This is a genomic window from Paludisphaera mucosa (assembly GCF_029589435.1).
Taxonomy (GTDB): Bacteria; Planctomycetota; Planctomycetia; order Isosphaerales; family Isosphaeraceae; genus Paludisphaera; species Paludisphaera mucosa.
Genome location: NZ_JARRAG010000002.1, coordinates 3,997,963 through 4,021,978 on the forward strand (window position 1 = coordinate 3,997,963; position 24,016 = coordinate 4,021,978).

Below are 24,016 nucleotides of genomic sequence, written 5' to 3' on the forward strand. Positions count from 1 at the left end.
ATGGCGATCTGGTTCTCGTCGAAAAGCCCGGATTTCGGCTGGCTGTCCAACTTCTCGGCGCACGCCTTCTCGCTCGACGATCGACTCTGGCCGACTGTGGAGCATTATTTCCAGGCCCGCAAGTTCGCCGATCGGGAGATTCAGGAACACATCCGCGCCGCGAAAACGCCCCAACAGGCCCGCAAGATGGGCCGCGACCGCTCGTTGCCGATCCGGCCCGATTGGGAAGAGGTCAAGGTCGACGTCATGACGCGCGTCCTGCGTGCGAAGTTCTCGCAACACCCTCGACTCAAGGCGGCCCTCTTGGCGACCGGCGACGCGCCGCTGCTTCACGAGTCGACTCGCGATCACTTCTGGGGGTGCAACCGGGCGGGGAAGGGGGGAAACCGCCTGGGTCGCATCCTGATGGACCTCCGCGAGTCGTTCGGGCGTCCGGGCCGGGACAGGCGACCGCCCACGTCCGACGCCGAATGGCTCGCCCACGAGCGGTCGTACGAGCTTCTGGAGTTCCTCGGGCCTCAGGTCGGCGAGCGTGAGCTTCGGGCCGTCGCCGCGGCCTGCTGCCGCCGCATCTGGCCCCACCTCGAAGAACGGAGTCGCCAGGGCGTTGAAGCGGTCGAGGACTGGCTCGACGGCCGGGTCCCCGAAGAGCGTCGCCGGGAGGCGGCCCGATCCGCCGCGCAGGCTTTCGCGGACGCGGCGCGAGCCCTCGACGTCGGCAAAAAGAACGGCCACCTGTTCCACGCCGCCCGAGCGGCGGCGGCCTGCTGCTGGCACCCCGAGGTCGCGATCGAAGCGGCGGCCGGCATCGAGCCGGTCCCGATCGACGGCCCCTTCGACGCCGCCATGACGGCTCTCGTCGAGGCCGCGACCGCCCAGGCGGTCGGGGCGGTGCAGGAGGTCGGGCCCGTCGCGACGATGCACGACCGGCTCCACGAGGAGATGGACTTTGAGTACGCCGAGCAGGCCGCGATCGTCCGGCGGATCCTCGCGAATCCGTTCCGGCCGCGATGACGCGATCCGTCGTCGCGAGCCCGCTGGAGGCCGGATTTTCCGGCGGCGCGCTCTTGCCGAGGGGGAGGGCGAGTCGCTACATTGATCGAACGCGCCGATCGTGGTTCGCCCGGGTCGGTAGAGAAGTGGCTTGAATCCGGTCGGCCGCCCGATATACTTGGGACTTTCACGGCCTGAACGCCGCTGGCGTAGCTCAACCGGCAGAGCAACGGTTTTGTAAACCGTAGGTTGTGAGTTCGACTCTCACCGCCAGCTCTCCCGCACGACGCTTCGCCCGGGGCTGAACCTCCCGGCTTCGCCGTCCCTCTGCCTTTGCCTGGATCGGACGTCGGGGACTTGAAGCAAGACGGGTGGATGCCCGAGTGGTTAAAGGGGCCAGACTGTAAATCTGGTGGCTCTGCCTTCGCAGGTTCGAATCCTGCTCCACCCACTCGTCGGGATGCTAGGAAACGAGACAGGGAGGTTGGCGAGGGGGACGATCGAGACGGACGCCGGGATGGGGGACGCACGCGGGTGTAGCTCAATGGTAGAGTCCCTGCCTTCCAAGCAGGTCGTGTGGGTTCGATTCCCATCACCCGCTCTGGCCCGGCGGATCGAGCCGCCCCCCGCGAGGCGGTGCGGTTTCCAGGATCGGTCGACCCGCCTCGGGCCCGCGAGACGTTCAACGCGAATACGCTGCCGTGGCTCAGTTGGTAGAGCGCGTCCTTGGTAAGGACGAGGTCCTGGGTTCAAATCCCAGCGGCAGCTTTCGGGTCGGTCGCCCGTGATCGGGCGTTGAGGAGTTTGCCCCGCGACCAGCCCCGGTCGTCGGGGAGGCCGTCCGAAGCGGACCTGGCCGGCGGGTGGGGCTTGGTGACGGATCCCCGCCGAAAGACTTGACTACGAGAATGCCGAAAAGGCGCTGAGCACATGGCCAAGGAAACGTTCACCAGAACCAAGCCTCACGTCAACGTGGGCACGATCGGGCACATCGACCACGGCAAAACCACGCTGACGGCCGCTCTGCTGGCCGTGCTGGCCGCGCGCGGCAAGGCGAAGAGCAAGTCGTATTCCGACATCGCCAAGGGCGGTACGGTCCGCGACGCGACCAAGACCGTGACGATCGCCGTGTCGCACGTCGAATACGAGAGCGACAAGCGCCACTACGCCCACATCGACTGCCCGGGCCACGCCGACTACATCAAGAACATGATCACCGGCGCCGCCCAGATGGACGGCGCGATCCTGGTGGTCTCCGCGGCCGACGGCCCGATGCCCCAGACCCGCGAGCACATCCTCCTCGCCCGCCAGGTCGGCGTGCCCGCCCTGGTCGTCTTCCTCAACAAGATCGACCTGGTCGACGACGAGGAGCTGCTCGAACTGGTCGAGATGGAGCTCCGCGAGCTGCTCACGCACTACAAGTTCCCCGGCGACGAGATCCCGATCGTCCGCGGCAGCAGCCGCCCGGCGCTCGAGAACCCGAGCGACCCGACCGCCGCCAAGCCGATCCTCGACCTGGTCGCGGCGATGGACGACTACATCCCGGATCCGGTCCGCGAGATCGACAAGCCGTTCCTGATGCCGATCGAAGACGTCTTCTCGATCAAGGGCCGCGGCACCGTGGGCACCGGACGCGTCGAGCGCGGTCGGGTCAAGGTGGGCGACTCCATCGAGATCATCGGCTTCGGCGTCAAGAAGCCGACGACCGTCACGGGCGTCGAGATGTTCCAGAAGACGCTCGACGAGGGCGTCGCCGGCGACAACGTCGGCGTCCTGCTCCGCGGCGTCGAGAAGGACGACCTCGAGCGCGGCCAGGTCCTCTGCAAGCCGGGCTCGATCACGCCCCACACCAAGTTCGAGGCCGAGGTCTACGTCCTCAGCAAGGAAGAGGGCGGTCGCCACACGCCGTTCTTCAAGGGCTACCGGCCGCAGTTCTACATCCGCACGACCGACGTCACCGGCTCGATCCTCAACCTGCTGTCCGAAGACGGCAGCGAGGCCGAGATGTGCATGCCGGGCGACAACATCAAGATGACGGTCGAGCTGGGCAGCCCGATCGCCATGGAAGACGCCCTCCGGTTCGCCATCCGCGAAGGCGGCAAGACGGTCGGCGCCGGCGTCGTGACCAAGATCCTCGAGTGACCCGGCCCGGGGGGTGGATCGCCGCCCCCCGCACACCGCCCGTCGCCCGACTTCCGACGGCCCTTCCCGGTCGGGGTTCCACCCGGATCGGGGGGGCCGCCGTGACGTTCACCCGCCGTAGAATTTGACGTCCGTTCCAGGTGCGGTCGCCCGCCCCCCCGGGGATCCGGGGCGTCGGGCCCGCGCCGCGAGTCTTCCAGGGGTGGTCCGGCGGAGTCCGAGGCGACGGCCGGAACCGGGGTTCATTACGATGCGTGAATACGTCTGGCTCGAGTGCACCGGCTGCGGCGAGAGGAACTACCGCGTCCAGAAGGAGACCCGCGGGGCCAACCGTCTGGAGCTGAAGAAGTACTGCAGCCGCGAGCGGAAGCACATGCCGCACAAGGAATCGCGTAAGAAGTGAGCGGCCGCCGGGGCCGGGCGGGGTCCGATCCCCGAGCCCGGCCGACCGACGCGAGATCCTCCGCCCCGCCGGTCCTATTCCAGGCGACGGGGCGGCTGCCGGGCGGCCCCCTTCGGGGCGGTCGCCTCGAAACCACACGAGCGTAGCTCAATTGGCAGAGCACCGGTTTCCAAAACCGGCGGTTGGGGGTTCGATTCCCTCCGCTCGTGCTTCGACCGCCGCCCGGGAGTCGTGCGGCGGTCTCCCCGAGGGCGAGGCGGGTCGCCCGTCCGAGCGAGGCGCGACCCGTCTAGCGCGTCGCCCTCGTCCGCTTCGGTCCCCCTCCCCGACGGAGCATGCGGTTTCCCCATTCCGAATGGAACGGTCGACATGGGCAAAGTGAAAGACGAAGTCTCGGGGCAGAAGCCGACCAAGCCACCCAAAGGGAAACCGAGCGGGGGGACGCTGGGCGCGTTCGCCCTGTTCCTGGCGAATTTCTTCTCGCTCAAGCAGTACAAGCCCATGCAGGGCTGGCACGCCCGGATCTACACGGCGCTCGGCCTGGGCCTGATCGCCGGGGCCGGCGTCTACCAGGCCTATCAGTCCGCGATGGAGTATTCGCCGGCCTGGCGGCTGGGGATCCCGGCCCTGCTCGCGGCGATCCTGGCCTGGGTGATCTACCGGATCGTCCACTATCCGCAGTTCGCCGAATTCCTCATCGCCACCGAAGCCGAGATGAACAAGGTCTCCTGGACCACCAAGGAAGACCTCTACAGGTCGACGCTGGTGGTCCTGGCCACCGTCCTCTTCCTGGCCGTCTACCTCTTCGTGGTCGACTGGTTCTGGCTCCTGCTCCTGCGGATCATCGGCGTGCTCCAGTTCAGCGGCGGCGGCGGGTTCGGCTCGACGTCTTGACGCCGGTTCGAGGGACTGGACTTCCTTCCCGGTCCCCGTTCGGCTATCCTAGTGGATTCCCCGCCGCCCGCCTCGCGACTTTCGCCGGTCGCACGCCGGCGGCGAGCCTTGACCGACGATCGGGATCCGACCCTCGCGAGAGCGACTCCCTCGGCCCCCGACCCCCCCTCGTCCCCGTACACCGAGACGCGCCGTACAACGTTTTATGAGCCACCCGACGCACGAGTTCGACGAATCGGCCCCGCACTCCGAGATCACTCCTCCGGACGACTCCCCGTCGGCCGAACCGGCCGTCGAGGTCGAGGAGGAGACTCCGGACGGCGGCGTCGCGCGCGGCCGCTCGGCGCGCCCCGCCGCCAAGGCCCCCGCCCGTCCCCCCGCGGCGGTGGAGGAGGTCGAGGAGACGGCCGAAGAGCCCCCCGACGAGCCTCCCGCCGTCGAGGAGGACGAGGACGCCGACCCGCCGCCCGACCTGGTCTGGTACGTCCTCAAGGTCCAGAGCTCGCGCGAGGACACCATCGCCGAGGCGCTCCAGCGCCGGGTCAAGATCCAGGGCCTGGAGCGGTTCTTCGGCGTGACGCCCGAGGGCAAGCCGCGGATCGTCGTGCCGACCGAGAAGATCACCGAGATCCGCAACAACAAGAAGCGGATCGTCGAGCGCAAGACGTACCCCGGCTACATCATGGTCCAGATGGAGCTGAACGAGAAGACCTGGTTCCTGGTCCGGGAGACTCCGGGCGTGGGCGACTTCGTGGGGGCCCACGGCACGCCCACGAAGATGACCGAGGCCGAGGTCAACCAGATGCTCAACCAGCAGGAAGAGCAGACCACCGCCAAGTCGCCGACCGTCCGCATCGACGTCGAACGCGGCGATCGCGTGAAGATCAAGGACGGACCGTTCGAGAATTTCGAGGGGACCGTCGAGGAAGTCATCGAGGGCCGCGGCCTGGTCAAGGTGATGCTCATCATCTTCAACCGCCCGACCCCCGTCGACCTGGAATACTGGCAGCTCGAGCGGATCTGACCGGCCTCCGACGAGGGCGCGGGCCGACCGATCCGCCGCGTGACGACCCGAAGCGAAGACGAAGAATCCCGAAGCACAGGGATCCCCAGGGGAGCGAGAATCCGCGATGGCCAAGGTGATGACGGCGAAGGTCAAGCTGCAATGTCCGGGGGGACAGGCGACCCCCGCGCCCCCGGTCGGGCCCGCGCTCGGTCAGCATGGCGTGAACATCGGTCAGTTCGTGATGCAGTTCAACGAGCGGACCAAGGAAATGAAGGGGACGACGATCCCCGTCGAGATCACGATCTACTCGGACCGGACGTTCGAGTTCATCACCAAGAGCCCGCCGGCCGCCGTGCTCCTGAAGCAGGCCGCGGGGATCGCCGCGGGGTCGGCGGTGCCCAACAAGACCAAGGTCGGCACGGTGACCGCGGAGCAGGTCCGCAAGATCGCCGAGACCAAGTTCCAGGACCTGAACGCCCGCGACCTCGACCACGCCTGCCGCGTCATCGCCGGCACGGCCCGCAGCATGGGCGTCGAGGTGAAGGGCTGAGCGTGCAAGCGGCTTGAATACGAGGTCGTCGCGAAGGGGGATTCCCCGCCGCGGCGACCGTCGGCATGGGGGAGGGGCGGGGCCGTGGGGCCGCCGCCCGCCTCCGCGTCGCGGCCCTCGCCGCGACGTCGACCGGCCCGTCCCGGCGCGACCGCCCGCCGACGGCCGGAGAGTCTCCAGACGAATCAGGCGGCAGCCCTTCCAGGTGGGGGGCGAAAGGGGTGACGACTTGGCATACCGTTCCAAACGCTATCGCGCGCTGACGGCGAAGGTCAAAGCGCCCGCCGCGGTGGCGCTTCCCGACGCGGTGAAGCTCCTCAAGGGGTTCAACACCACGAAATTCAACCAGACCGTCGAGGTCTCGACCCACCTGGGGATCGACCCCAGGCAGAGCGACCAGAACGTCCGCGGCTCGGTGGCCCTGCCGCACGGCATCGGCAAGAACGTCCGGGTGGCGGTGTTCGCCCAGGGCGAGAACGCCGAGAAGGCCCGCGCGGCGGGGGCCGACATCGTCGGCGCCGACGACCTGGCCCAGCAGATCAAGGGGGGGGTGATGGACTTCGACGTCGCCCTGGCCACGCCCGACATGATGGGCGTCGTCGGCCCCCTGGGCCGCGTGCTGGGCCCCCGCGGCCTGATGCCGTCGCCCCGCTCGGGCACCGTGACGACCGACATCGCCTCGGCGGTGCGGGAGTTCAAGGCCGGCAAGATCGAGTTCCGCAACGACAAGGGGGGGAACGTGGCGGTCCCGGTCGGGAAGATCAACTTCTCGGAGGATCAGCTCGTCGAGAACGTCAACGCCTTCCTGAACTACCTGCGGACGCTCAAGCCGGCGGCCTCGAAGGGGACGTACATCCAGACGATCACCCTCTCGGCCACCATGAGCCCCGGCATCCGGGTTTCCGCGTGACCGGGCCGACGCCCGATCGCCCGAGGGGACGAAACCAACCGCATACGCCGAGACGGAAACCACGGTCCCAGTCATGAGCAAATACGTCAAAGAAATGATGATGGATCAGCTCCGCGCCGACCTGGCCGACAGCCGGTCGATGCTGATCCTCGACTTCAAGGGGCTGGACGCGGTCCGCGAGCACCAGTTCCGGATGGACCTGCGCAAGAAGTCGATCAAGGTGCGGACGCTGAAGAACACCCTGGCGCGACGGGTCCTCGAAGAGGCGGGCGTGGCGGGGCTGGCGAAGTACCTGGAGGGGCCTTCGGTCCTCGTCTGGGGCGGCGCGGGCCCGGCCGAGCTGGCGAAGGAGATCTCCGCCCAGCTCAAGAAGCTCAAGAAGCCCGAGATCAAGGGGGGCGCCGTCGACGGCGTGGTGATCGGCCCCGAGCAGGTCGAGGACATCACCAAGCTCCCCAGCCGCGAGGAGCTGATCGGTCGCGTGGCCGCCCTGGCGCTGGCCCCGCTCCATCGCGTCCTCTCGCTGGCCAACGCCCCGATCAGCAGCCTGGCGAGCCAGCTCCAGACGATCGTCGAGGGGGCCCCGGCCGCCGAAGACGAGGCCGCCCCCGAGACCGCGCCGGAAGGCGCCTGACCCGACCCCACGGGCCCCTCCGCCCGGCGGGCGGGCCCTTCGACTCATCGTGCTCGGGCGAGGGCCCCGGAGACCCCGGCGCCGCCCGCCCGGCAGGACCGACTTTCGTTTCCCGCGGGTGCGTCCGACGACGTACGCCGCACGATCCGCCCCGATCTCTCGATCGAGCAAGAAAGGACCGCTCTCGCCATGGCCACCGCCGAAGCCCCTTCGTTCGCCGACAACATCAAGACCCTGGGCGACACCATCGTCCACCTGACCGTCCTCGAGGCCAAGGCCCTGGGCGACTACCTGGAAGTGGTGCACGGCATCAAGCCGGCCGCCGCCGCGGTCGCCGCGGCCGCCCCGGCCGCCGCCGCCCCGGCCGAGGCCGTCGCCCCGAAGACCGAGTTCGACGTCAGCCTGGAGGCCGTCGGCCCCAACAAGATCAACGTCATCAAGATCGTCCGGGCCGCGACCGCGCTGGGCCTCAAGGAGGCCAAGGACCTGGTCGAGGCCGCCCCCAAGGACATCAAGACGGGCCTGTCGAAGGACGACGCCGAGAAGCTCAAGAAGGAGCTCGAGGAAGCCGGCGCCACCATCAAGCTCAAGTGACCGCCGCGGGGCGGCCCGGCCGCCCCGCCGCATCGTCCGCGATCGCCCGGGCCCTCGCACGCGAGCGGCCCGGGCCGCCTCCCGGCACGATCGCCCGACACGAGGGGCGCGGGCGACGGCGTGACGCCGCCGGCCCGACCGCCCCCGTCGCCGTCTCTCGAAAGCCATGCTTCGCTCGGCCCGCGCCCGGTTCCCGGACGCGGCGGCCCTCGGCCCGGATGACGATGCACCACCGACGACCAGGACAGGCCGACGCCATCCCGGGGAGTTCCCGGACCGACCGCATTCCCGAACCCGCATCACCGGCCTCGTCGTTCCCGTTCGACTACCTCAAGACCCTCGACCGTCGCCACCCGGAGACGCCCGCGGACCCCCGCGGGCCGCTGCCGTTTGGGACGACCGACGACCGCCGCGAAGGGCCCGCCCGGACGGACGCGGGCGCCCGACCGGCGAGGCCGACGACGACCGCGACCCCGGCCCGTGCCCCTTTCCCTACTCGAGGAGCGCGACCTTAATGCCCACTCCGACGACCGTGCGGCGGATCGTTCCCGCCCAGAGGCGGAACTTCGGACGTATCCACGACGAGTTCCCGGTCCCCGACCTGACGCAGATCCAGACGCGGAGCTACGAGCGGTTCCTCCAGGCCGACGACCCGGCCGAGAGCCGGCTCGACTCGGGCCTCGAAGGGGTCTTCCGCGAGATCTTCCCGATCGAGAGCTACGACAAGACGCTGAAGCTGGAATACCTCCGCTACGACCTGGGCAAGCCCCGCTACGACCCCGACGAGTGCCGCCAGCTGCGGCTCACGTTCGGCCGGCCCCTGCACGTCTGGCTGCGGCTGAACAAGGGCGAGACCACCCTCGAAGAGTCGGTCTACCTCGGCGACATGCCGGTCATGATCGGCGGCGGCGAATTCATCATCAACGGCGCCGAGCGCGTCGTCGTCAGCCAGCTCCACCGCTCGCCGGGCGTCGACTTCGTCGTCGAGGTCGAGTCGACCGACAAGAAGCTGCACGCCTGCCGCGTCATCCCCGAGCGCGGCAGCTGGATCGAGCTGCAGGTCACCAAGAAGGACACGCTGGGCGTCCGCATCGACCAGTCCGGCAAGTTCTCGTCGATGACGCTGCTGCGGGCCATGAGCCCCGCCTTCTCGTCCGACGAGGCCATGCTGGAGGCCTTCTACGAGGCCGAGGACGTCGACTCGTCCGACCCCAAGGCGGCGGCCAAGCTCGAGAACAAGATCGCCTGCGGCGACGTCGTCGACCCCAACACGGGCGAGGTCCTGGTCGACAGCGGCGCGACGATCTCCAAGGCGCTCGCCCAGGTGCTCGCCGACGCCGGCGGCCTGGGGCCGATCCGCGTCCTCAAGGAGGCCCGCGATCCGCTCATCCTCCAGTCCCTCCAGGAAGACCCGACGACCGACCACGAGAGCGCGCTGCTGCGGATCTACCAGCGGCTGCGGCCGGGCAACCCGCCCCAGCTCGAGAAGGCCCGCGAGCTCTTCCACGAGAAGTTCTTCGACACCAACCGCTACCGCCTGGGCAAGGTCGGCCGGTTCCGGATCAACCGCAAGTTCAACCAGACGATCCCCGACGACCAGATGACCCTGGATCCGCTCGACTACGTCAACGCGATCCGGTACATCCTGAACCTCCGCAAGGGGACCGACCCCCGGATCCACATCGACGACATCGACCACCTGGGCAACCGCCGGCTCCGGACGATCGACGAGCTGGCCGCCGACGAGCTCCGCAAGGGCTTCCTCAAGCTCCGCCGCACCGTCCAGGAGCGGATGAGCCTCAAGGACGCCGAGGACATGACCCCGCGGTCGCTGATCAACCCCAAGAGCATCAGCGCGGCGATCGAGTACTTCTTCGGCCGCGGCGAGCTGTCGCAGGTCGTCGACCAGACCAACCCGCTGGCCCAGCTCACGCACGAGCGGCGGCTGTCGGCCCTGGGCCCGGGCGGCCTCAACCGCAAGCGGGCGGGCTTCGAGGTCCGCGACGTCCACATCTCGCACTACGGCCGCATCTGCCCGATCGAGACCCCCGAAGGGACGAACATCGGCCTGATCAGCTCGCTCGGCATCTACGGCGGCGTCGACGAGTACGGCTTCCTGATCACGCCCTACCGCGAGATCAAGCACGGCCGGTCGACCGAGAACGTCGTCTGGATGCGGGCCGACGAGGAGAGCGAGAACCACCTCGCGCCGGCCGACGCCCCGGTCGACGACGCCGGCAAGCTCAAGGGCCCGACGACGATCGCCCGGTTCCAGACCGACTTCGTCGCCGTCCCCGTCGACAGCATCCAGTACCAGGACATCTCGCCCAAGCAGATGGTCGGCGTGTCCGCGGGCCTGATCCCGTTCCTGGAGCACGACGACGCCAACCGGGCGTTGATGGGCTCCAACATGCAGCGCCAGGCGGTGCCGCTCCTGGTGGCGGAGCCGCCGATCGTGGCGACCGGCCTGGAGACGGCCGTGGCGACCAACTCCGGCATGGTCGTCAAGGCCCAGCAGGACGGCACGGTCACGTACGTCGACTCGACCCGGGTGATCATCGACCACAACCACATCTACAAGATGCGGAAGTACGTCGGCCTCAACGAGCGCACCTGCCTGAACCAGAAGCCGATCGTGAAGGTCGGCCAGGTGGTCAAGCGGGGCGCCATCCTGGCCGACGGGGCCTCGACCTTCAAGGGCGAGCTGGCCCTGGGCCGCAACGTCCTGGTCGCCTTCCAGGCCTGGGACGGCTACAACTTCGAGGACGCCATCATCATCAGCGAGAAGCTGGTGCGCGAGGACGTCTACACCTCGATCCACATCGAGGAGTTCGAGATCGAGATCCGCGAGACCAAGCTCGGCCGCGAGGAGTTCACGCGGGACATCCCCAACGTCTCGGAGAAGGCGCTGCGGAACCTGGACGACGGCGGCGTGGTGCGGATCGGCACCTACGTCAAGCCGGGCGACATCCTGGTCGGCAAGGTGGCCCCGAAGAGCAAGAGCGAGCTGACCCCCGAAGAGAAGCTGCTGCACGCGATCTTCGGCCGGGCCGGCGAGGACGTCAAGAACGACTCGCTCGAGGTGCCGTCGGGCGTCGAAGGCATCGTCATCAACACCCAGCGGTTCAGCCGCCGGATGAGCCTCAGCGAGGACGAGCGCAAGGCCTTCGAGAAGGAGCTGAAGGACACCGAGGCCGGCGAGAACGTCCGGATCGCCGACGAGTACAAGCAGATGGTCAAGTCGCTGGAGGCGGCCGTCGGCGGCCCGGTGGCCGACCCGTCCAGCGGCAAGCCCCTGGGGCGGTCGAAGGACGCCAAGGATCTCGTCGACGAGGCCGAGCGCTTCAAGCTCGAGGCGCTCGACCTCCGCAGCCCCGAGACCGCGGCCAAGGCCCGCGAGGTCGTCCGCGAGTACGCCCCCCGGATCGAGGCCCTGAAGGACGAGAAGGAGCGCCGGCTCAACAGTCTGAAGCGGGGCGACGAGCTGCCTTCGGGCGTCCTCCAGATGGTCAAGGTCTACATCGCCACCAAGCGGGTCATCTCGGTCGGCGACAAGATGGCCGGCCGCCACGGCAACAAGGGCGTCATCTCGAAGATCCTCCCCGAGGAGGACATGCCGTTCCTGGAAGACGGCACGTCGGTCGAGATCCTGCTCAACCCGCTGGGCGTGCCGAGCCGCATGAACGTCGGCCAGATCCTGGAGACCCACCTGGGCTGGGCCGCGGCCAAGCTCGGGTTCCAGGCCGTCTGCCCGGTCTTCGACGGCGCCAGCGAGGCGACCATCCGCCAGTGCCTGATCGACGCCGGCCTGCCCGAGAACGGCAAGGCCTCGCTGTTCGACGGCCGCACCGGCCAGCGGTTCGAGCAGCGGGTGACGGTGGGCTACATCTACATGCTGAAGCTCCACCACCTGGTCGACGACAAGATCCACGCCCGGGCCACCGGCCCCTACTCGCTCATCACCCAGCAGCCGCTGGGCGGCAAGGCGCGATTCGGCGGCCAGCGGTTCGGCGAGATGGAAGTGTGGGCGCTCGAGGCCTACGGGGCCGCCTACATCCTCCAGGAGCTGCTGACCGTCAAGTCCGACGACGTCGAGGGCCGCACGAAGATCTACGAGAGCATGGTCAAGGGGGAGAACACCCTCGAGGCCGGCACCCCGGCGAGCTTCGACGTCCTCACCAACGAGATCCGCGGCCTCGGGCTCAACATGCAGCTCGAGAAGAAGCGGGTCTGACGTCCCACGCCGGGGTCCCCGGCGGCCCCCGCGAACCCCGACCCGACCGCCCCTCGCGGGGCCTCGGGTCGGAGGGTTCGAGGGCCCGCCGCGAGGGCCCAAGTCGCGGCTCGTTCAGGCCTTGAGTTTATTTCGAGAATTCGCTTGGAATTGGCCCTCGGATTGCTTAGGATCAGAGGATGCGACATTGTCGCGGAACGCGCTTCCGCGCCTAGCGAACGCCCACGCGCGGGGGAAGCGAGGGCCGGAGCGTCGCGGGGACGACGGGATCCGGCGGATCCCGGTCAGGGAGGAGCCCAACTTGGCGACCCGGGTCTCAGGACGACCTTCATAAGAACCGCGGGGCCGCCCCGACGCCATCGGGGGCCCGTCCGCGGGTTTTTTATTGTGCGGAGCGACGAGAGACGGGACGCGGCGCCCCGGCCCCGCCCCGATCGCACTCCCTGACGTGATCATGGTCTTGGTCTGAACTCGTCCGAGGGGTCCGACGCGGCGAAGAGGCGACGAAGGCGACCGTCGCCCCGCCCGCCGCATCGCCCGCCCTCGGATTCGCCGGAACCGCGGAGGAGAGTGTCTCGTGAGCATGGGCGAAAGTGCCTACGATCGTATTAACGACTACGGGGCCGTCAAGATCGGCCTGGCGAGCCCCTACGACATCCGGAGCTGGTCGTTCGGCGAGGTCAAGAAGCCCGAGACGATCAACTACCGGACCTACCGTCCCGAGAAGGACGGCCTGTTCTGCGAGCGGATCTTCGGCCCCGAGAAGGACTGGGAGTGCGCCTGCGGCAAGTACCGCGGCATGAAGTACAAGGGGATGATCTGCGACCGCTGCGGCGTCAAGGTGACCCACTCCCGGGTCCGCCGCAAGCGGATGGGGCACATCGAGCTGGCCGCCCCGGTCGTCCACATCTGGTTCTTCAAGGCCATGCCCAGCCGCCTGGGCACCCTGCTGGACATGAAGACGTCCAGCCTCGAGCGGATCATCTACTTCCAGGACTACGTCGTCGTCGAGTCCGGCGACACGCCCCTGAAGGAGTGCCAGCTCCTCACCGAGGAGGACTTCCGCAAGGCTCGCGACGCCTACGGCGACACCTTCCAGGCCGACATGGGCGCCGAGGCCGTCCGCAAGCTCCTGATGAAGCTCGACCTGGTCAGCCTCTCCAAGCAGCTCCGCGAGAGCCTCGTCGAGACCACCAGCAAGCAGAAGATCAAGGACCTCACCAAGCGGCTGAAGGTCGTCGAGGCCCTGCGCGACAGCGACAACCGGCCCGAGTGGATGGTCCTGGAGTGCATCCCGGTCATCCCGCCCGACCTGCGGCCGCTCGTGCTCCTCGACTCGGGCAACTTCGCCACCAGCGACCTCAACGACCTCTACCGCCGGATCATCAACCGCAACAACCGGCTCAAGAAGCTCGTCGACCTCAACGCCCCCGAGGTCATCATCCGCAACGAGAAGCGGATGCTCCAGCAGGCCGTCGACGCCCTGTTCGACAACAACCGCTGCAAGCGGCCCGTTCTGGGCAGCTCGAACCGCCCGCTCAAGTCGCTGACCGACATGATCAAGGGCAAGCAGGGCCGGTTCCGCGAGAACCTGCTGGGCAAGCGCGTCGACTACTCGGCGCGGTCGGTCATCGTCGTCGGCCCCGACCTCAAGCTCCACCAGTGCGGCCTCCCCAAGAAGATCGCGCTCGAGCTGTTCCAGCCGTTCATCATCCGCCGGCTCAAGGAGCTGGGCCACGCCGACACGATCAAGTCGGCCAAGAAGATGCTCGAGCGCCGCACCGACGAGGTGTGGGACATCCTCGAAGAGGTCATCCGCAACCACCCGGTTCTCCTCAATCGCGCCCCGACCCTGCACCGAATGGGCATCCAGGCGTTCGAGCCGGTGCTCGTCGAGGGCAACGCGATCCGGATCCACCCGCTGGTCTGCAAGGGCTTCAACGCCGACTTCGACGGCGACCAGATGGCCGTCCACCTGCCGCTCTCGATCGAGGCGCAGGTCGAGGCCATGACGCTGATGATGGCCACCAACAACATCTTCAGCCCGGCCAACGGCAACCCGATCATCAGCCCGACCCAGGACATCGTCATGGGGTCGTACTACCTCACGGCCTCGCGGGCCGGCGAGCTGGGCGACGGCATGATCTTCTCGTCGCCCAACGAGGTCTTCCTGGCCCACAGCCAGGGCAAGGCCGGGCTGCACGCGCTCATCAAGCTGCGGCTGCCGGCCAGCCGCAAGCTCAAGGGCGAGGGCGAGAAGGAATACGTGCCCGGCATGGTCGTGCCGACGACCGTCGGCCGCGTGGTCTTCAACGACATCCTGCACCCCCGGATGCCGTATTACAACCTGACCCTGGGCCAGAAGCAGCTCCAGGGGATCATCGCCGACTGCTACCAGATCCTCGGCCGCCGCGAGACCATCGCGCTCCTGGACCGGATGAAGGACCTGGGCTTCCGCGAGTCGACCCGCTCGGGCCTGTCGTTCGCCACCGACGACCTCCGGACGCCGGTCACGAAGGACTCGATCATCGCCGAGGCCGAGAAGGAGGTCCAGCGCCACAACAAGCTGTACCACCGCGGCATCATCACGGACCAGGAGCGGTACAACAAGGTCCTCGACGCCTGGACCCACGCCCGCGAGCGGATCACCTCCGAGATGATGGAGGCCCTGCGGACCGACACCCGCGAGGACGAGGGCCAGAAGGGCTACCACAACCCGATCTTCCTGATGGCCGAGTCCGGCGCCCGCGGCGGCGTCGAGCAGATCCGCCAGCTGGCCGGCATGCGCGGCCTGATGGCCAAGCCGTCGGGCAAGATCATCGAGACGCCGATCAAGGCCAACTTCCGCGAGGGGTTGAGCGTGCTGGAGTACTTCTCCTCGACGCACGGCGCCCGAAAGGGCCTGGCCGACACGGCGCTCAAGACGGCCGACTCGGGCTACCTCACCCGTAAGCTGGCCGACGTGGCGCAGAACGTCGTGATCACGATCGAGGACTGCGGCACCTCGCAGGGCATCACCAAGGGCGTGATCTACAAGGGCGAGAAGGTCGAGGTCAGCCTGGCCCAGTCGATCCGGGGCCGGGTCAGCCGCGTCAACATCGTCGACCCGATCACCGACGACGTGATCGTCCGCGAGAACGAGATGATCACGCTGGCGGCGGCCCGCAAGCTCGAAGAGATGCAGATCGAGAAGATCCAGGTCCGCAGCCCGATGACCTGCGAGGCGTCGCTGGGCGTCTGCCGCCGCTGCTACGGCATGGACCTGGCGACCGGCCAGCTCGTCGAGGGGGGCATGGCCGTCGGCATCATCGCCGCCCAGTCGATCGGCGAGCCGGGCACCCAGCTCACCATGCGGACCTTCCACATCGGCGGCGTGGCCACCCGCGCCGTCGAGGAGAAGGACGTCAAGGCGAAGCGCGAGGGCAAGGTCAAGTTCGTCGGCCTGAACATCGTCATCAACGACGAGGGCAAGTCGATCGCCCTGTCGCGCAACGGCGAGGTCCAGATCCTCGACCCCAAGGGCCGCGAGCTGGAGAAGTACGACGTCCCCGACGGCGCCGCGATGATCGTCCAGGACGGCCAGCAGATCAACCGCGGCCAGATGCTCTGCGAGTGGGATCCGCACAACATCCCGATCCTCGCCGAGGTCGGCGGCAAGATCCGCTTCGACGACGTCGTCGAGGGCGAGACGATGAAGGTCGAGGCCGACCCCTCGGGCCACATCCGCCGCACGATCATCGAGCACAAGGGCGACCTGCACCCGCAGATCGTCATCGAGGACGCCGACGGCAAGACGCTCGACTACAAGTACATCCCCGAGCGGGCCACGATCGAGGTCGACCACGGCCAGATGATCACCGCCGGCACCCTGCTCGCCAAGACCCCCCGCGAGGTCGGCGGCACCCAGGACATCACCGGCGGCCTCCCCCGCGTCACCGAGCTGTTCGAGGCCCGGCGGCCCAAGGAGCCGGCGGTCATCGCCGAGATCGACGGCCGCGTCGAGCTGCTCGAAGAGAAGCGCCGGGGCAAGCGCACGATCGTCGTCCGCAACGAGAGCGGCATCGAGCGCGAGCACCAGGTGCCCCACGGCAAGTACCTCCGCGTCCACGGCTCCGACCGCGTCCGCGCCGGCGACCCGCTGGTCGAGGGCCCGCTCGTGCCGCACGACATCCTCCGCATCTCCGGCGAGGAGGTGGTCCAGCGCTACCTCCTCCGCGAGATCCAGAACGTCTACCGCTCCCAGCGCGTCGAGATCGACGACAAGCACCTGGAGATCATCATCTCGCAGATGCTCCGCAAGGTGCGGGTCGACAGCCTGGGCGACACCGGGCTGCTCCCCGGCTCGGTCATCGACAAGTTCGAGTTCCGCCGGGTCAACAACGAGCTCATCGGCTGCGTGAAGATCAAGGACCCCGGCGATTCCGACTACCGCGTCGGCGACATCGTCCCCCGCGACCACTTCGAGCAGGAGAACCTGCGCGTCGAGGCCGGCGGCGGCAAGAAGGCCGAGTGGATCCGGACCAAGCCCGCCGCCGCGAGCACCCAGCTCCTGGGCATCACCAAGGCGGCCGTCCAGTCCGAGAGCTTCATCTCGGCCGCCAGCTTCCAGGAGACCACCAAGGTCCTCACCGAGGCCGCCCTGGCCGGCAAGAGCGACTACCTGGTCGGCCTCAAGGAGAACGTCATCCTGGGCCACCTCGTCCCCGCCGGGACGGGCTTCAAGGCCCACCTCGACGCCGAGGTCCGCATCCACCCCGACGCGCTCGAGGCGCTCGCCGAGAAGGGCTCGCCCTACGCCCGCTATCGCGACGAGACGCCCGCGGCCGCCGGCAAGGAGTGACCCCGGCCCCGACCGCCATCTCGTAAACCCCGACGGCCCGCCTCCCGATCGACCTCGATCCGGACGCGGGCCGTCCGCATTTCCCGAACGGTCGAAACGCCGATATAATGACCCCGCAGGCCGACCCCTCGGAGCCCCCAGGAGAGCCGCCATGGCGACCGCGACCAAGCCCACCGCAGCGCCGACGGTCCCGACCCTCGAGAACGGCGACCACCTCTCCCGCGCCGAGTTCGAACGCCGCTACGACGCCATGCCCGGCCTGAAGGGCGCGGAGCTGATCGAAGGGATCGTCTACATGCCTTCGCCCGTCCGCTTTGCCCGTCACGGCGAGCCGCACGCCGCTCTGCTCGGATGGCTTTTCAACTACAAGCTCGCGACGCCCGGCCTTCGGTGCGCCGACAACGCCAGCGTGCGCCTCGATCTGGACAACGAGCCCCAGCCCGACGTCTTCCTGCTCATCGATCCGAAGCACGGGGGCCAGGCGGAGATCTCCGAGGACGACTACGTCGAGGGGGCTCCGGAGCTGGTCGCCGAGGTCGCCTCCAGCAGCGTGAGCATCGACCTGGGCCCCAAGCTGGACGCCTACCGCCGCAACGGCGTCCGCGAGTACCTCGTCTGGCGCGCCCTCGACGGCGCGTTCGACTGGCTCGTGCTCCGCGAATCTCGCTACGAGCCCCTCGCGCCGGACGCCGACGGCGTGCTGAAGAGCACGGTGTTCCCCGGGCTCTGGCTCGAGGCCGAGTCGCTCCTGGCCGGCGATCTGCCCAAGGTCATGGCGACGCTGAATCGGGGCCTCGCCACGCCCGAGCACGCGGCGTTCGTCGAGCGGCTGAAGGACGCATGAGGACTGGCATGTCGACCGCGACCAGACCGACCCCAGCGCCGACGATCCCGCCCCTCGAGAACGGCGACCGGCTCTCCCGCGCCGAGTTCGAACGCCGCTACGACGCCATGGCCGGCGTGAAAGCCGAGTTGATCGAAGGGTTCGTCCACATGCCGTCGCCCGTCCGCCACAGTCGGCACAGCCGTCCCAACGCCCTCGTCGTCGCGTGGCTCCTGGTGTACGAGGCGGCGACGCCGGGGGTCGAGGCGGGCGACAACGGCAGCGTTCGGCTCGACCTCGAGAACGAGCCCCAGCCCGACGCCTACCTGATGATCCATCCCGGCCGTGGAGGTCAGGCGAGGATTTCGGAGGACGACTACGTCGAGGGGGCTCCGGAGCTGGTCGCCGAGGTCGCCTCCAGCAGCGTGAGCATCGACCTGGGCCCCAAGCTGGACGCCTACCGCCGCAACGGCGTCCGCGAGTACCTCGTCTGGCGCGCCCTCGACGGCGCGCTCGACTGGCTCGTGTTGAGGGAGGAGCGTTTCGAGCCGCTTGCCCCCGACGCCGACGGGTTGTGGAAGAGCACCACCTTCCCCGGACTGTGGCTCGACGGCCGGGCGCTCCTTTCGCTCGATTCGGCGAATATGCTCGCCGCGCTGAACCGGGGCCTCGCCACGCCCGAGCACGCGGCGTTCGTCGAGCGGCTGAAGGACGCCTCGGCATGAGGGCGGACGCCACGGTTCGCGCCTCCGAGCGGGCTCGTCGACGGCTGATCACGCTCAACGCCGAGATCCGGGGTTGCCGGCTTTGCCACGCGGCCGGCTTCCTCGACGAGGCCGAGTCGGTGCCGATCGCCCGCGACCCCGAGCCCGATGCGCCGACCCCGCGCATCCTGCTGGTCGGCCAGGCCCCGGGTCTGCGTGCGACGATCACCGATCGACCGTTCGCGGGGGCCGCGGGGAACAAGCTCCGCGACTGGTTCGAGCAGGGGGGGATCCCCCGCGAGGACTTCTGGCGCAAGATCCACTTCTCGGCCGTCACCCGTTGCTATCCCGGTCGGCTGCCGGGCGCGAAGGGCGACCGCGTCCCGTCGCCACAGGAACAGGCGCTCTGCCGGCCGTGGCTCGACGGCCTCGTCGACGTCGTCAAACCGCGCATCGTCCTTTTGGTCGGCCTGCTCGCCGTGCGGACCTTCCACGGCCCCGTCAAGTCGCTGGCCGCCGTCGTCGGCGAGGCGACCGTCCGCGACGGCATACTTTACATCCCCCTCCCGCACCCGTCCGGCGTCAGCCGGTGGCTCAACGAGCCCGCCAACGTCGCCGCCGTCGCGCGAGCCATGCGGATCCTGCGCGAGGCCGTGGACGACCTCGATCGCGTCCGGTGAAATCAGGTCGCCCTACTCGCCTTGCGCCGGGGCAGAGAACTCGGCACGCGTGTGGGGGGCGGCGAGGGGTTTGCTCGATGCCCGAGTAGCTCGCCAGCGTACCTCGCGGCGTCGGCCGCAAGGCCACCGAGAACCTGGTCGCCGACTCGGCCGACGATGCCGTACGGCTCCTGCGCCACAGGGGCTGCGACGAGATCGTGCTGCACAACGACCACGTCATGGACGTCTTCACCCGCCGGCGGGAGTTCGAAGCGAGCTGATCGACCGCTGCGATCGGGCGATCGCCCTGTCGCCGGCATGAGAAATCGTCGCCGGAGCGAAATCCGACGTCACCTCTTGACGTCTGTCGGACCCTCGCCGATACTGTACTAGTTCAATAACACACTAGGAGGCCGTGGCGATGCTGATCGATCTGAGCGAGTCGGACGGCCGGCCGATTTACGGGCGGATCGCCGACAGGATCAAGTTCGCGATCGCGGGCGAGGTCTTGCGTCCTGGGGAGCTGGCCCCGTCGGTGCGCGAGCTGTCGAAGCAGTTGGTGGTGAACCCCAACACCGTCGCGCGGGCGTATCGCGACCTTCAGAGCGAGGGGCTGCTGGAGCCGGTGCGGGGGACGGGGCTGCAGGTCGCCACGGGCGCGACCGAGCGGTGCCGGCTGGCGCGGGTGGAGTTCGTCCGCGGCCGGCTCCGCGCGGCGATCGAGGAGGCGCGGGAGACCGGCCTCGCGGCGGACGACATCGGCGCGATCCTCCGCGAGGAGTGGTCGCGGGGCGAGGGGACGGGCGACCGGACGAACGGGAGGGGCGCGTGATGGACGGCGAATCGAACGTCGCGATCTCGATCGAGAACGTGAGCAAATCCTACCGCGACCAGGTCGCGCTCGACGGGCTCACCCTGCGGGTGCCCGAGGGCGCGGTGTTCGGCCTGCTCGGCGAGAACGGCGCGGGCAAGACGACGACGATCCAGGTGCTGCTGGGCATGATCCGGGCCGACTCGGGCCGGGCGCGGGTGCTGGGCGTCGACCCGGCCCGCGACGGCCTGGATGTCCGCCGCCGCGTGGGCTACGTGCCCGAGGTCCCGGCGCTTTACGACTGGATGACGGTGGCCGAGATCGGCTGGTTCGCCGCCGGCTTCCACCCCGAGCCGGTCGTCGGCGCCGCCGGCTTCCTCTCGCGCTACGGCGAGTCGACCAAGGGCTTCGGCCTGCCGCCCGACCGCAAGATCAAGGCGCTCTCCAAGGGGATGCGGGCCAAGGTCTCGCTCTCGCTGGCGCTGGCCTCGAATCCGTCGCTGTTGATCCTCGACGAGCCGACGTCGGGCCTCGACGCGCTGGTCCGGCGCGAGTTCCTCGAGAGCATGGTCGACCTGGCGGCGAACGGCCGGACGGTCTTCCTGTCGAGCCACCAGCTCGGCGAGGTCGAGCGTGTGGCGAGCCACGTCGCGCTCCTGCACCAGGGGAAGCTGATCCTGGCCGAGCCGCTCGACGAGCTGCGGGCGCGGACGTTCCTGCTGGCGGTGAACTTCCACAGCCGCGACCACGAGCCGGCTCCGCCGGCCTCCCTGCCGATCGAGCTGATCGACGCGTCCGACGCCCCGCGCCAGGCCCACTGGCTGGTCCGCGCCCGCGACCGCGCGGCGTGCGAGGCGGTCCGCAACCTGCCGGGCGTCGAATCGCTCCGGATCGAGACGCCCAGCCTGGAAGACGTCTACATCGGCTACATGCGAGGCCGACGGCCGTCGCCCCCGCCGTCGCCCAGCACGGCCCACGTCGCCTGAACCGCTTCTCGATCCATCGATACCAGAAGGAGGATGCCATGTTCGCGCGACTGTGGTGGAAGGAAGCGCGGCAGGTCTGGCCGGTGTGGGCGTTCCTGGCCGTACTGGGCCTGTCGGGGCAGGCGAAAATCCGTTGGTTCTTCGGCCCGGGCGGCGAGCCGCTCGCCGGCACGGCCATGCTCGTGACGGTCGTCTACCTGTTCCTGATCGCGGCGTCGGCGTTCGCCGGCGAGCGCGAGAACCGCACGCTCACGATGCTCGACGCCCTCCCCGTGGAGCGTTGGCGGCTCTGGCTCGCCAAGTCGACGTTCGCCCTGGCGACGACCCTCGGGCTGGGATTGATCCTGCTCGTCGGCACCCTGTCGATGGGGGACATGGGCTTCGGGGCGATCGCGCGAGGTCTCGCCCGCGGCGGCCCGTGGCTGCTGAGCGCGCTGGGCTGGGGGCTGCTCTGGTCGACGGTCCTGGGCAACGCCCTGTTCGCCGCGGTCCTGGCGATCGTCTCCATGTGGCCGACGCTCGCGATCTTGAACGTGAGCGACGTCGGCGATTCCGGCGTCGCCACGCAGTTCGGCCGGGCCGACGCGTGGCACCTGCTGCTCGCCCTGGCGACGACGGCGGCCTCGGCCCTGATCTTCCACCTGAGCGGCCCGCCCGCATGGTCGCCGATCCGGCGTACGACGCCGCGACGGCCCGCTCCCGCCGTCACTTCCGAGCCCGTCGTCGCGACGACGACGCGCGAGCCCCGAGTCTGGCCCTCCGCGACGTGGCGGCTCGCCTGGCAGACGCTGCGGGAGGTGCGGTCCGCCGCGTGGATCCTGCTGGCGATCGGCGCGATTGCTCCCTTGCTGATCACCATGGGAAGTCTGACCGGGGGCGGGTCGGAGATCTGGAACGTCTCGTCGGTGGTGGTCGCATTCCTCACGGGCGTGAGCGCGTTCAACGCCGAGAGCCGCGGGCGGATGCAACGATTCCTACTCCAGCACGGGGCGCGGCCGGGGGTGGTCTGGGTCGTCAAGGCGGCCCTCTGGCTGGCGGTCGCGACGCCGTTCGCCTGGTTCGCAAGCTGGGTCGTCCAGCATGACCGGTCGCCCACGTCGCGAGGTTTCGGCGAGGTGGATCTGACGACCCTGGTCGGGATCAACGCGCTCACCGCGTTCGCGACGGCGGCCCTCTGCGGGATGGTCTTCCGACGCGGGATCACGGCCGCGGCCCTGGCCTTCGTGATCTGGCTCCTGATGGCGATCCCCGGCGGGGCCCTGACGGCCGCGGGCCTGGTCGACGCGTCCCAACTGTTCTGGGTGCCGGTCGCCCTGCTCGCGATCGGCTGGGCCTGGAGCGGGCCTTGGATGTACGACCGCCCCGGCGCGCGGAAGTGGGTGACGCTCGGCCTCATGGCGGTCGCGACGACGGCGGGCCTCGGCGGCGCCTACCTCGCGAGCCGCGCCTGGAGCCTGCCGGCCCTCGAACCGGCCGAGGCCGAACGGATCTTCCAATACTCGCGCGTGGCCGCCAGTTCGGTCCCTGCCGAAGAGAACGCCGCCGAGATGTATCGCAAGGCGTGGGAGGGGCGGAGAGAAGACGGTGGTGACCTGGCCCTGGTCCGAAAGGCGACGGAGCTGCCGTCGTGGCGGTGGGGGGAACTCTCCCGGGCCACGATCTTCACCGACCCGGGGATGTCCCTCATGTGGACCGCCCTCTCGCGATCGGCGCTCCTCAAGGCGAGCCGCGACGCCAGGATCGAGCGGGGCGACCTGCCGGCCGCCTGGAGCGACATCCTGGCGACGTTCCGCCTGGCGCGGCAGATCTCGGGCTTCGCGGAGGGGATCGAGGCGTTCGAGGGCGTCCGGGCCGAGGCCGACGCGATCGGCCAGGCGATGGAGTGGGCGGTGGACGCCAGGCAGACGGCCGCGTCGCTCGAAGCCGCCCGCAAGGCGTACCGGGCCCTGCCGCCGATGCCCCGGGCGGCCGACGCCGCCCGAGCCCAGGCCCTGATCCTCCGCAACACGCTCGACATGCCTCGCGACGAGTTGATCGACGCGGCGAGTCGGCATTTCCTCGACGCCAACTCCCAGCCCTCCCAGCATTTCCTCGTCCGGGTCATGACGACTCCCTGGGAAGTGGCGCGCACGCGGCGAGGGGCCCAGCTCCTCCTCGCCGCGATGGTCCAGGATGCGGAGCAGCCCGCCTATCTGGTGCACGGCGGCCTGAACGGGCTGGAAATCCGCCAGAACGGGGAGAGGGTGGTGATCCCGCCGGCGGAACTGTTTTCGATCGAGATCAGGAACCCGGTCCTCAACACCGTGACGACGCACCTTGGCGCCTTCATCCTGGAATGGAACCGTTGCGAGGCCGCCCGCCGGGCCCTCGACCTGATCTTCCGCCTGCGGATCTGGCAGGCCGGGCACGACGGCCGATTGCCGGACACGCTCAACGCCCTCGTGAGCCCGGAAGATCCGGCCTTGCCGATCGACCCGTTCTCGCCCACCGGCGCGACCTTCGGTTACATCCCCGACCATGGCCGCTGGAGGCGCTCCGGCATGTACGGCTCGACCCTCACGAGCAACCACGAAAGCGACACGCCCTCGTTTGAGGGCGAATGGCTGCTCTACAGCGTCGGTCCCAAACAGTTAGACATCCGACAGCAGAGCTACATCCCAACCTCGGTCGACGCCAACGACCTCATATTCCCCTTGAAGGACCACGTCAAACCGCCCGATCCCGCCACTCCGTGAGCCCGTCATCGGGAGCCGGGACGCCCTTTTCGGCCAACTTGCACCATCCATGACTCCTACAAAAACCAATTGGCCGTCAGGGAGGTGCCAAGAGGTCA

17 protein-coding genes and 5 tRNA genes are annotated in these 24,016 nt (G+C 69.0%); all 22 read left to right on the forward strand.

What is annotated here, in order from left to right; translation table 11 throughout:
- The 22 genes from ybiA (at nucleotide 1) to PZE19_RS25265 (ending at nucleotide 23,918) form a co-directional block, all read left to right on the forward strand.
- A complete protein-coding gene (gene ybiA, locus PZE19_RS25160; RefSeq protein WP_277863362.1) occupies nucleotides 1–1,014 on the forward strand; it encodes a riboflavin biosynthesis intermediates N-glycosidase in 1,014 nt (337 codons plus the stop codon).
- A 182-nt stretch (nucleotides 1,015–1,196) separates the two neighbouring features.
- A tRNA-Thr gene (locus PZE19_RS25165) sits at nucleotides 1,197–1,269 on the forward strand.
- A 93-nt stretch (nucleotides 1,270–1,362) separates the two neighbouring features.
- Nucleotides 1,363–1,444, forward strand: a tRNA-Tyr gene (locus tag PZE19_RS25170).
- Between the two features lie 79 nt (nucleotides 1,445–1,523).
- A tRNA-Gly gene (locus tag PZE19_RS25175) sits at nucleotides 1,524–1,594 on the forward strand.
- 94 nt (nucleotides 1,595–1,688) lie between these two features.
- Nucleotides 1,689–1,761, forward strand: a tRNA-Thr gene (locus PZE19_RS25180).
- A 162-nt stretch (nucleotides 1,762–1,923) separates the two neighbouring features.
- Nucleotides 1,924–3,135 carry an elongation factor Tu gene (gene tuf / locus PZE19_RS25185; protein ID WP_277863363.1) on the forward strand — a complete coding sequence of 404 codons (1,212 nt, stop codon included), beginning with the start codon at nucleotides 1,924–1,926 and terminating at the stop codon, nucleotides 3,133–3,135.
- Nucleotides 3,136–3,385: 250 nt separating this feature from the next.
- The gene (rpmG, locus tag PZE19_RS25190) at nucleotides 3,386–3,538 is read left to right on the forward strand and encodes a 50S ribosomal protein L33 (RefSeq protein ID WP_277863364.1); all 153 of its coding nucleotides are present in this window, start codon (nucleotides 3,386–3,388) and stop codon (nucleotides 3,536–3,538) included.
- A gap of 136 nt (nucleotides 3,539–3,674) precedes the next feature.
- Nucleotides 3,675–3,747: transfer RNA gene (locus PZE19_RS25195), tRNA-Trp, on the forward strand.
- A gap of 160 nt (nucleotides 3,748–3,907) precedes the next feature.
- Nucleotides 3,908–4,432, forward strand: a complete 525-nt coding sequence (gene secE / locus PZE19_RS25200; RefSeq protein WP_277863365.1) for a preprotein translocase subunit SecE — start codon at nucleotides 3,908–3,910, stop codon at nucleotides 4,430–4,432.
- Between the two features lie 205 nt (nucleotides 4,433–4,637).
- Nucleotides 4,638–5,456, forward strand: coding sequence for a transcription termination/antitermination protein NusG (nusG, locus tag PZE19_RS25205; protein WP_277863366.1), 819 nt, complete (start codon nucleotides 4,638–4,640; stop codon nucleotides 5,454–5,456).
- Between the two features lie 106 nt (nucleotides 5,457–5,562).
- Nucleotides 5,563–5,988, forward strand: coding sequence for a 50S ribosomal protein L11 (gene rplK / locus PZE19_RS25210; RefSeq protein ID WP_277863367.1), 426 nt, complete (start codon nucleotides 5,563–5,565; stop codon nucleotides 5,986–5,988).
- A 229-nt stretch (nucleotides 5,989–6,217) separates the two neighbouring features.
- Complete coding sequence (gene rplA, locus PZE19_RS25215) at nucleotides 6,218–6,898, forward strand: 50S ribosomal protein L1 (RefSeq protein ID WP_277863368.1); 681 nt, start codon at nucleotides 6,218–6,220, stop codon at nucleotides 6,896–6,898.
- A gap of 73 nt (nucleotides 6,899–6,971) precedes the next feature.
- Nucleotides 6,972–7,532 (forward strand): 50S ribosomal protein L10, encoded by a 561-nt coding sequence (gene rplJ / locus PZE19_RS25220; RefSeq protein ID WP_277863369.1) that lies wholly within the window; start codon nucleotides 6,972–6,974, stop codon nucleotides 7,530–7,532.
- 189 nt (nucleotides 7,533–7,721) lie between these two features.
- Nucleotides 7,722–8,126 (forward strand): 50S ribosomal protein L7/L12, encoded by a 405-nt coding sequence (rplL, locus tag PZE19_RS25225; RefSeq protein WP_277863370.1) that lies wholly within the window; start codon nucleotides 7,722–7,724, stop codon nucleotides 8,124–8,126.
- A 514-nt stretch (nucleotides 8,127–8,640) separates the two neighbouring features.
- Nucleotides 8,641–12,360: a DNA-directed RNA polymerase subunit beta gene (rpoB, locus tag PZE19_RS25230; protein ID WP_277863371.1), complete on the forward strand. Its 3,720-nt coding sequence runs from the start codon at nucleotides 8,641–8,643 to the stop codon at nucleotides 12,358–12,360.
- Between the two features lie 577 nt (nucleotides 12,361–12,937).
- Nucleotides 12,938–17,200 carry a DNA-directed RNA polymerase subunit beta' gene (gene rpoC / locus PZE19_RS25235; RefSeq protein WP_368411333.1) on the forward strand — a complete coding sequence of 1,421 codons (4,263 nt, stop codon included), beginning with the start codon at nucleotides 12,938–12,940 and terminating at the stop codon, nucleotides 17,198–17,200.
- Between the two features lie 151 nt (nucleotides 17,201–17,351).
- The gene (locus tag PZE19_RS25240; protein ID WP_277863372.1) at nucleotides 17,352–18,044 is read left to right on the forward strand and encodes a Uma2 family endonuclease; all 693 of its coding nucleotides are present in this window, start codon (nucleotides 17,352–17,354) and stop codon (nucleotides 18,042–18,044) included.
- 8 nt (nucleotides 18,045–18,052) lie between these two features.
- Complete coding sequence (locus PZE19_RS25245; RefSeq protein WP_277863373.1) at nucleotides 18,053–18,748, forward strand: Uma2 family endonuclease; 696 nt, start codon at nucleotides 18,053–18,055, stop codon at nucleotides 18,746–18,748.
- Nucleotides 18,745–19,407: a uracil-DNA glycosylase family protein gene (locus PZE19_RS25250; protein ID WP_277863374.1), complete on the forward strand. Its 663-nt coding sequence runs from the start codon at nucleotides 18,745–18,747 to the stop codon at nucleotides 19,405–19,407. Before PZE19_RS25245 ends, PZE19_RS25250 begins: the two co-directional genes overlap by 4 nt.
- 400 nt (nucleotides 19,408–19,807) lie before the next feature.
- Nucleotides 19,808–20,218 (forward strand): GntR family transcriptional regulator, encoded by a 411-nt coding sequence (locus PZE19_RS25255; RefSeq protein WP_277863375.1) that lies wholly within the window; start codon nucleotides 19,808–19,810, stop codon nucleotides 20,216–20,218.
- On the forward strand, nucleotides 20,218–21,183 hold the full coding sequence (locus PZE19_RS25260) for an ABC transporter ATP-binding protein (RefSeq protein ID WP_277863376.1): 966 nt from the start codon (nucleotides 20,218–20,220) through the stop codon (nucleotides 21,181–21,183). Before PZE19_RS25255 ends, PZE19_RS25260 begins: the two co-directional genes overlap by 1 nt.
- A 38-nt stretch (nucleotides 21,184–21,221) precedes the next feature.
- Nucleotides 21,222–23,918: an ABC transporter permease gene (locus PZE19_RS25265; protein ID WP_277863377.1), complete on the forward strand. Its 2,697-nt coding sequence runs from the start codon at nucleotides 21,222–21,224 to the stop codon at nucleotides 23,916–23,918.
- Nucleotides 23,919–24,016 lie beyond the last annotated feature (98 nt).